Annotated in this window: 6 protein-coding genes; all 6 read right to left on the minus strand. The window is 65.1% G+C overall.

The genetic code is table 11. The features are described from left to right. The coding region (gene dnaE, locus NTW26_06605) for a DNA polymerase III subunit alpha (GenBank protein MCX7021926.1) at window positions 1-1,447 on the minus strand (1,447 nt) is incomplete at its 3' end. A 22-nt stretch (window positions 1,448-1,469) separates the two neighbouring features. Continuing rightward, on the minus strand, window positions 1,470-4,094 hold the full coding sequence (locus tag NTW26_06610) for a PQQ-binding-like beta-propeller repeat protein (protein MCX7021927.1): 2,625 nt from the start codon (window positions 4,092-4,094) through the stop codon (window positions 1,470-1,472). Window positions 4,095-4,431: 337 nt separating this feature from the next. Further along, the gene (locus NTW26_06615) at window positions 4,432-5,217 is read right to left on the minus strand and encodes a zinc ribbon domain-containing protein (GenBank protein MCX7021928.1); all 786 of its coding nucleotides are present in this window, start codon (window positions 5,215-5,217) and stop codon (window positions 4,432-4,434) included. A gap of 65 nt (window positions 5,218-5,282) precedes the next feature. Next, window positions 5,283-6,014 (minus strand): outer membrane lipoprotein-sorting protein, encoded by a 732-nt coding sequence (locus NTW26_06620; protein MCX7021929.1) that lies wholly within the window; start codon window positions 6,012-6,014, stop codon window positions 5,283-5,285. 41 nt (window positions 6,015-6,055) lie between these two features. After that, window positions 6,056-7,402, minus strand: a complete 1,347-nt coding sequence (locus NTW26_06625; GenBank protein ID MCX7021930.1) for an ABC transporter permease — start codon at window positions 7,400-7,402, stop codon at window positions 6,056-6,058. Window positions 7,403-7,485: 83 nt separating this feature from the next. Then, on the minus strand, window positions 7,486-8,183 hold a 698-nt coding region (locus tag NTW26_06630; protein MCX7021931.1), incomplete at its 5' end, for an FtsX-like permease family protein.

Genomic DNA, 8,183 nt, shown 5'->3' on the forward strand with positions numbered 1-8,183 from the left:
GGGTGGTCTCCAGGGCGCCCGCGAGCGTCACGCCCGGGCCGAAGGGGACGAGCTTGGCCGCCCGGTCCACCGCCTCCAGAGGGACGCCGAGGACGCGCCCCACGTCGCGTATGACCGCCCGCGCCCCCAGCCGGGAGAACGTTATGAGCTGGGCCACGTTGGCCTCGCCGTACTTCCGCTTGACGTACTCGATGACCTGCTCGCGCTGGTCGTCGGCGAAGTCCAGATCGAAGTCGGGCAGGTTGACCCGCTCGGGGTTGAGGAAGCGCTCGAAGAGGAGGCCGTACTCGAGGGGGTCCACGTTGGTGATGCCCAGGACGTACGCTACCAGGGATCCGGCGGCGGAACCGCGTCCCGGACCGACCTCGACCCCCATCTGCCGGGCCTGGTGGACGATGTCCCACACGATCAGGAAGTAGCCGGGGAATCGCATGGCCTCGATGATGCGCATTTCCTCCGTCAGCCGGGCTCTGTACTCATCGCCGCAGTCGGGGAGGCGCTCGGGGAGATTCTCCGACAACAGCTCGCGGAGGTAGGCGCTCTCATCGCCGTGGCCTTCGGGTACGGGGTAGGAGGGGAGCTTCCCGCCCAGGGGGTCCAGCTCCAGGTCGAGGCGGCACCGCCGGGCAATCTCCTCCGAGGCGGCCAGCGCCTCGGGGAGTTCCTCGAAGGTCTTCGCCATCTCCTGGGGGCTCTTGAAGTAGAACTGATCGGAGGGGAAGCGCATGTGGTCCGGGTCGGCGAGGGTCTTCCCCGTCTGGATGCAGAGCAGGACCTCGTGGGCGCGGTGGTCGGCGTGGTCGAGGTAGTGGCAGTCGTTGGTCGCCACGGTCCCCAGGCCTAGCTCCCGGGCCAGGGACAGAAGGCCGTGGTTGACCTTACGTTCCTCGTCGAGCCCGTGGTACATCAGCTCCAGGAAAAAATTCTCCCGGCCGAAGATTTCCGCGTACCAGCCGGCCGCCTGCTTCGCCCCCGCGTAGTCGTCGGACTGCAAGAGGCGCGGTATTTCCCCGGAGAGGCAGGCGGAGAGGCACACGAGGCCCGCCGAGTATTTTTCCAGAATTTCCCGGTCAATCCTCGGCTTGTAGTAGAAGCCCTCGGTGTGGGCGAGACTCGTGAGCTTGATGAGGTTTCGATAGCCCGTCTCGTCGGCGCAAAGGAGGAGGAGGTGCTGGCGGTCCTTCTGGGAGGAATCCTTGTCGAAACGGGAGCCGGGGGTCAGGTATGCCTCGCAGCCTATGATGGGCACGATGCCCCGGCGACGGCAGGTCTGGTAGAAGCTGATCGCACCGAACATGTTGCCGTGATCGGTCAACGCCAGGGAGCCCATGCCGTACTCCACGGCCCGGGAGACCATGTCCTCCACGCGACACATACCGTCGAGTACCGAGTACTCGCTGTGGTTGTGGAGATGTACGAAGGGAATGTTCTGGGAGCCGTTGGTCATGCGCGGGTTTTGCGGGGGAGGGTCAATCCTCGTCGGAGCTCGAAAGACGATACACCACCGTGCCTCGGATGAGCCAGGCCGAACCTTTGGTGGCGGCGAGGGGAAAGTCGGCCTTGGGCAGTTCGCGGTTCACCGGTCGGAGATCGGCGGTCCGCACCGGCAGAAGACCGCCGTCCGTCAGGCGGAGGATGAGCTCCGACCCACAGACCAGCGGTCTTTCCAGGGCCAGTCCGCTGCCGAGGTTCTCCACCTCCGCCACGTTCCCGCCGTCGGCCAGCAACCTGTATATCCGGCCGTCGCCGGAGGGAATGAAGAGGGAGCCCTCCCAGAGCGTCGGGTTGCCGAGGGGTCCGGAGAGCTCCTGTTCCCAAAGGAGGGAGCCCGAATCCAGGGACAGGGCGATGCAATGGTTGGAAGCGGCGATGTAGACGGTGTTCCCCGTGATGATCGGCTGCGGCGAACGGTCGGTGGGGACGATGGAGCCCTGAATCTGGTAGCGCCAGAGCTCGCCGCCGTTGAAGCCGTCGAAAAGCACCAGGGAGCCGTCAATGAAACTGACCAGGAGCTTCTTCCCCGCCGGTGTGGGGAAGAGGCCGGCGGGGCGGGCCTGGCTCGAGATGGACCACAGGAAGCGCAATTTGCGCGGCGTGGCCAGATCGAAGGCGTAGATGGTGCCCTTCTCGTTGGCCACGTAGAGCTGCCCCTCGGGGCCCAGGGCGGGGATTCCGGCCAGACGCTCCTCGATGTTGTGGGAGGCGATGGTCGAGCCGTCGGTGTCGCGCAGTGAGAGAACCTGTCCCGAAGCGGTGATTATCTCCTTCCGGTAGACCAGCGGGGGGTGGTCCACCGGGATGTCGCTCTGTTGCCAAACCTCCTCGCCCGAAGCCAGGGAGTAGGCGGCCAGGGTGGCCCCTTCGAGGGGGACGAGGACCCAATCGCCGGAGAAGGTCGGCTCGCTGACGGGGGCCGATGGCAGAGCCAGAACGGATTCGGCCTGGGTAGCCTCGCCGAGAAGGTTCTGGATGCCGCCGGGGAGAAAGCCGCGCGGGGATAGGGTGTCGGCCAGCATCCCCGGGTCTTTGCCGCCGAACACGAGGAAAAAGACCGTGATCAGAATCGCGGCTCCGCCGCCGATGACGGCCGGCAGGAGCCACTTTGGCTTGGTTTTTTCCTGGGTCTGTTGCCAGAATTCGCCGAGACTGGCGAGGATGGCGAGCCCCTCCCTGGCCTCTTCGCAGTTGGAATCGCCGGAGATCACCTGGGAAAAACTCTCCGCCGCCCGGCGGAACTCGGTCACCAGGTTGTTGCCCAGGATGAAGCGGGCGCGCTTGAGCTTCCTCTCTCTTTCGCCCACCCTGGAGAGGAAGGCGCGGGTCGCCGGCAACGCCTTGCCCGTCCCGATTTGCGTCTCCTGGATGAGGTTCTCAATGGCGTCGGACAGAAGGCCCATCCTGGCCTGCCGGACCGTCTCGTCCAGAGTGGAGTAGAAGGACAGGTGCCCGATGGAGTTCGTGGGGGCCGGTTCTCCGGCCGCAATGGCGTCCAGGGCCTCGGCGTCGGTGTCCACGACCTGCAGGCTCTTCAGGTCAGTATCCTTGGCCAGGGCACTGAGCAGACCCTCCAGGATCATGCGGCGGTCCGCTTCCTGGGCGCTCGAGAGCCGGGAGAAGTCTATGAATTCCCCGGTCAGGTCCTCCTCGCCGGCCATGGAGGTGATGGAGAGAGAGTAGGCGCGCCGGAGCCGCTCGCGCACGTCCTCGACGGAGTTCACCCGCTTGTCCGGGTCGCGCTGGATCATGGAGATCAGGAGCTCTTCCAGGGACAACGGGACGCCCCGCACGGTGAGCTCGTCGGCCTCGCCCCCACCCTCGGTGTAGGGAAGGTGGCCGGTGAGTAGCTGGTAGAGGATGACCCCCAGGGAGTAGATGTCGGACCGGGCGTCGAAGTGGCCCCCGGCGGCCAGCTCCGGCGCCTCGTAGATTTTCTCCTCGGGCGAGAGCGGGCGGGGGTGTTTACGGCCGAGGAAGGTGATGTCGCGCAGAAGGACGTGCCCCGAATCCTGGAGGATTATCCCCGAGGGCGAGAGCCGCCCGTGGATGATGAAGCGCTTGTGTAGGTAGACGAGGGCCGTGGCGATCTGGATGCCGATGCGGAGCATCTCGACGGGCGCGAGGGGGGCGCGCTTCTCGATGTGCCGCGCCAGGGAGTGCCCGTCGGCCTGCTTCATCACCACGAAGTAGTTGTCGCCGAAGCGGCCGAAATCGTGGACGGGAAGGATGTTGGGGTGCTCGAGGTTGGCGGCGAGGTTGACCTCCTCGCGGAAGGCTTCCAGCGCGTCCTCCTCCTCCACGGGGTTCGGGGTTTCCGACCCCTCCGCGGTGAGGCCGTGGGGGAGGATCTTCAGGGCGACGATGCGATCCAACTGGGTGTCCAGGGCGCGGTAGACGATACCCGTCGAGGTCGTCCGGAGCTTGCGCAGTACGCGGTAGCGGCCGAGGGTCTGCCCGACGAACTCCCCGGCGCCCTCGATGAGCTCGAGCTCGGAGTCGGTGGTGGTCTCCGTGGCCAGGTCAGGCATGCGCGTGCCGCAATGGCGGCAGAAGCGCGCGTGATCGGGGTTCTCCTTGCCGCAGGCGGGACAGTACACGCCGACCTCCAGGGAGGCTCTAGAGGGGTATCATTGTAGCATACCGGGTCGGATTACACCGCCCCCGCTATGAGGGCCCGCGGTCCCGGTTTCCCGATGTCGATCCTTAGAAAAAGCCGGCCCCCGTCTTCTGTCGGACGGCGCCGGTTTCAAAAAGCCCCTGTCAATTCTACCAATAAGAAAGGCGCCGTTTACAAAAGAGCGGCCCCGACTCCAGAACCGCCCCGTCGCTGTCCCCGCTACGCCCCCGTCGCCGAGCCTCTGTACCCCGTATCAATCCCGGCCCCGCTATACCCCCTAGCCGGCCCTCCACGTCCCCTCGCCGGTCCCGGACCGACTACGCCCCTTCGCCGGCCTCCTTCAAGAGGTCGCGGAAGCTGGTCCATTTGTTCTTGGTCGAGTAGATGTAGTCGTGCTTGGCCAGCGTTCCGTTGCGGATGTACTTGACCAGGGTCGCGTAGCTCATCGGCCCCATTTCCTTCTTGGAGTCTATGAGGTAGATGTAGATGTTGTCGGGCGGGATGAGTCCGGGACGCGGCGGGAGGTCTTTCTCCTCCTCCGCGGACACCTTGGTGACGGATTTTTTCGTCTCCGGTTCGATGCGGGGCGCGGCGAGGTCAATCTTGACCTCCTCGGGCTCCTCCGCCTCGACGCCGACCAGTTCGCAGGTCTGGGGGTGATCCTTGATGAGCCACCAGCGACCGTCTCCGGTGCCGATGGTGTCGTCCCCCGTGATGGCGCCTTTCCGGATGAGCTTCTTGATGCGCTCGAAGGACCCCGGACCGTACTTGACCCCCGTGGTGGACTTGCGGACTATGAGACCGTCGTCGGGGAGTTTCGGCGGCACGGCCAGGAGCTCGGAGAGGGTGATGGGCGCGTCGGTGGGTGAGTGGTAGAGCTTGGCCTCCTCCTCGGGCTCCAGGCGGGCCGGCACCTTGGAGCCGTCGCCGCGCAGGCGGAAGCCGCAGTTGCCGCAGAAGATGTCCGTCTCGCGGATCGGCTCGCCGCAGGAGGGGCAGACCATGTCCCCTTTGGGGCGGGGGGTTCCGCACATGATGCAGAACTTGCCGTCCGCCTCGTACCGGGTGCCGCAGTTGGGGCAGATGTCGCGTTTAGCGTCCATGCGTCCAGGGGGAATAGGGTAAACCCTCTAACTCCATCGGAGTATGCCAGCGGTCCGGGGCTGTGTCAACCGCGCAGGTTGGACTTGCTGAAAGTTCCCTCGGGTATCGCCACGTCGAAAGTGAGGTTGGACATGGTCACCGTGGTTTTGCCCGCGCCGCGCACCAGGTCGCGCATAACCATGACCGTGGGGTACCAGCGGTCGCCGTACTGGGCGATGCCGCCCATGGTGGATTCCTTCAACAGGGTTCCCGAGGCGGCGAACATGTCCTGCTTCAGCGGCACCAGAAGCTCCACGTCTATCCAGACACGCCGGGTGCGGTAGGTGATGTCGGGCCGCTTGGCGGTCAAAAGAATCACGTAGCAGCTCCGCCCCCGGTAATCCTCGGTTTGTTCCAGCAGGGTGTCGTAGTCGTCGGTGAGTTCGTGGCGCGACATCATATCCTCGTAGGAGTAGTCGCTGCCCAGCATGGAGCGCCGGAGCATGTTGCCGGTCAGCTTGAGCTCCTTGTCCTCGGCGGGGATGTAGAGCCAGAGCTCGTCTCCCAGGCGGAGCTGGCGTGTGCCGGCCTCGCGCTGGGGGTAGGTCACCTCGATGAGGGCGTCGTCCGCGCCCCGGGCGATGATGGTCATGAGCTTGGTGCGCGTGTCGCCCTCCGGGGTCACGATCTCCATCTTGGCCACGGCGGTGAGCGAGTCGTAAACCATGTTGTCGTCCACGGCCTGGATGATTTCCTCGGCGGTGAGTGCGAGGGTGGGAGCCGAGAGGAGGAGGGCGAGTATGATCGGGCGTCGCATCGAATACCTCTTCTGAGGGCAAGGGGCTTAAGCCCCTTGTCTTAGATGAAGCGCAGGGCCCGGGCGGGTTGCATCCGGGCGGCTTTGGTGGCGGGATAGAGCCCGGCGATGACGCTGACGATGATTCCGGAGGCGAAGGCCTTGGCGAGCATCCCGGGCGTCACCAGGGCGTAGAACACGTTGTCCATGGGGATGTTCACCACACTGGAAAGCTGGTCGCCGATGGTTATTCCCACGTTCTGCAAGATCAGTCCGATGGCGGCGCCGAACGCCACACCGACCACGGACCCAATGACGCCTAGCACGGCCGCCTCGCCGATGAAGAGCATGAGCACCTGGCGCCCCTTGGCCCCCATGGCCATCAGCACGCCGATCTTGCGGGTGCGCTCGAAGACGTTGGTCAGCATGGTGTTGGCTATCATGGCCATGGCCAGCACGATCATGATGGCGCGGATGATGTCCATCATCTTCTGCCGCATCTGGATCATATCGAGCATCACCTGGTTAAGCTCCTGCCAGGTGTAGGCCTCGAAGCCTTCGCGGGTGGGCGATTCGACCGGTTCGCCGGTATCCGCGCCCGAAGGCGAATCACCCGCGGCTACCGGCTCCGTCACGGAAGCGACCGCGGCATCGCCGTCGTCCGCCGTCGGAGTCAAGACGGCGAGGGCGGCCAGGACCTTTTCCTTCAGCGCCACGGATTGCAGGGGGTCCTCGCCGTTGACGATGACCGTGGTGGCGGCGTCGGGAAGCTCCAGATACGCCTGCGCGTCCGCCAGGAGCATGAGCGCCCCGCCCTCGTCTATCATCGGATTCGTCGTCGCCGCCAGCCCCACGACGGTCAGGTCAATGGCGGTCAGCGCGCCGTAGGCGGTCCGGGTGACGACGGTCAGCACGTCGCCCGGTTTCAGGCCCAGGAGCTCGGCCATGTGGTAGCCGACCACGCAACAGTCGGCGTCCGAGTCGTTGAGATATCTCCCCTCCGTGATCCGCCCGGCCAGGTTCTGAATCCGCCCGGCGGCCTCGGGCTCGAGGCCCACGAAATACCCGCCCATCTCCTGCCCGCCGAAGGTGGCCAGACCGCCGAAGGTTATCTGGGCCGTGGCGTCCGTGACGCCCTCCGTGTTCCCGAGGGTCTCCATGACCCGGGAGAGGTGGCCGATGGCGATGTCGGTGGGCAGGGTGCGCCTTTCGTCGTAGTACTCCGGGGCGTAGAGCTGCAGGTGGCCGGTGGCCTCGACCGCCTTGTCGTTTATCTGCTTGTCCGTCCCGGCGATAAAGGAGTTGATGACGACGATGGTCGCCAGGGCGATGGCGATGGCCGAGACGGTGATGAGGGAGCGTCTCTTGTTGCGCGTCACGCCGCGGACGGCGAGCTTGAGGTTATTCACGGGGCCCTCCCGGAGCTTCCCGGTAAATCTCATTAAGGATGGAAGGGCAAGGGGCTTAAGCCCCTTGTCTCAACTCCCCGCAATCAGATGAAGCGCAGGGCCTTGGTGGGCAGCATCCGGGCGGCCTTGATCGCGGGGTAAATTCCCGCCAGAACGCTGACTAAAACTCCCAGGCCGAAAGCCTGCGCCAGCATCATCGGCCGGACCATGGCGTAGAGGACCCGGTCTATGGGTACGTTTATAAGAGTGGTGAACTGGTCGCCCAGGTCTATACCGACGCTCTGCAGAATCAGTCCGACCCCCGCGCCCAGAATGACGCCCGCCAGGGAGCCGATGGCCCCGAGCGTAGCCGCCTCACCGAGGAAAATTCCGAGTATCTGGCGCCCCTTGGCGCCCATGGCCATCAGCACGCCGATCTCCTGGGTGCGCTCGAAGACGTTGGTCAGCATGGTGTTGGCGATCATGGCCGCCGCCAGGATGATCATGATGGCGCGGATGATGTCCGTGATCTGGTTTTTGAAGTCCAACAGCTCGAAGATGAGGTGGTTCAGCTCGTACCAGGTGTAGCCCTCGAAACCGGCTTTGGTCGGGGCCTCGACCTGCTCCGTCGGCACCTCGAACCCCCCGGTGGGAGCCTCCGCGAAAAGCGGCACCTCCTCCTCGGCGGCGGGCGCAACGGTTTGGGCCGGCTTCTCCTCGGGTTTCACCCCGGAGTTGAGCGCGGCGAGGATGGCGTCCTTGAGCTCTTCGGTTTTTTCCGGATCCTCCCCGTTGACGATGA

This window comes from bacterium, assembly GCA_026398675.1.
In the GTDB taxonomy this organism is placed as follows: domain Bacteria; phylum RBG-13-66-14; class RBG-13-66-14; order RBG-13-66-14; family RBG-13-66-14; genus RBG-13-66-14.

Coding starts and splice junctions, on each gene's coding strand:
- NTW26_06620 (MCX7021929.1), bottom strand. CDS start 6,014: ATGCGACGCCCGATCATACTCGCCCTCCTCCTCTCGGCTCCCACCCTC.
- NTW26_06615 (MCX7021928.1), bottom strand. CDS start 5,217: ATGGACGCTAAACGCGACATCTGCCCCAACTGCGGCACCCGGTACGAG.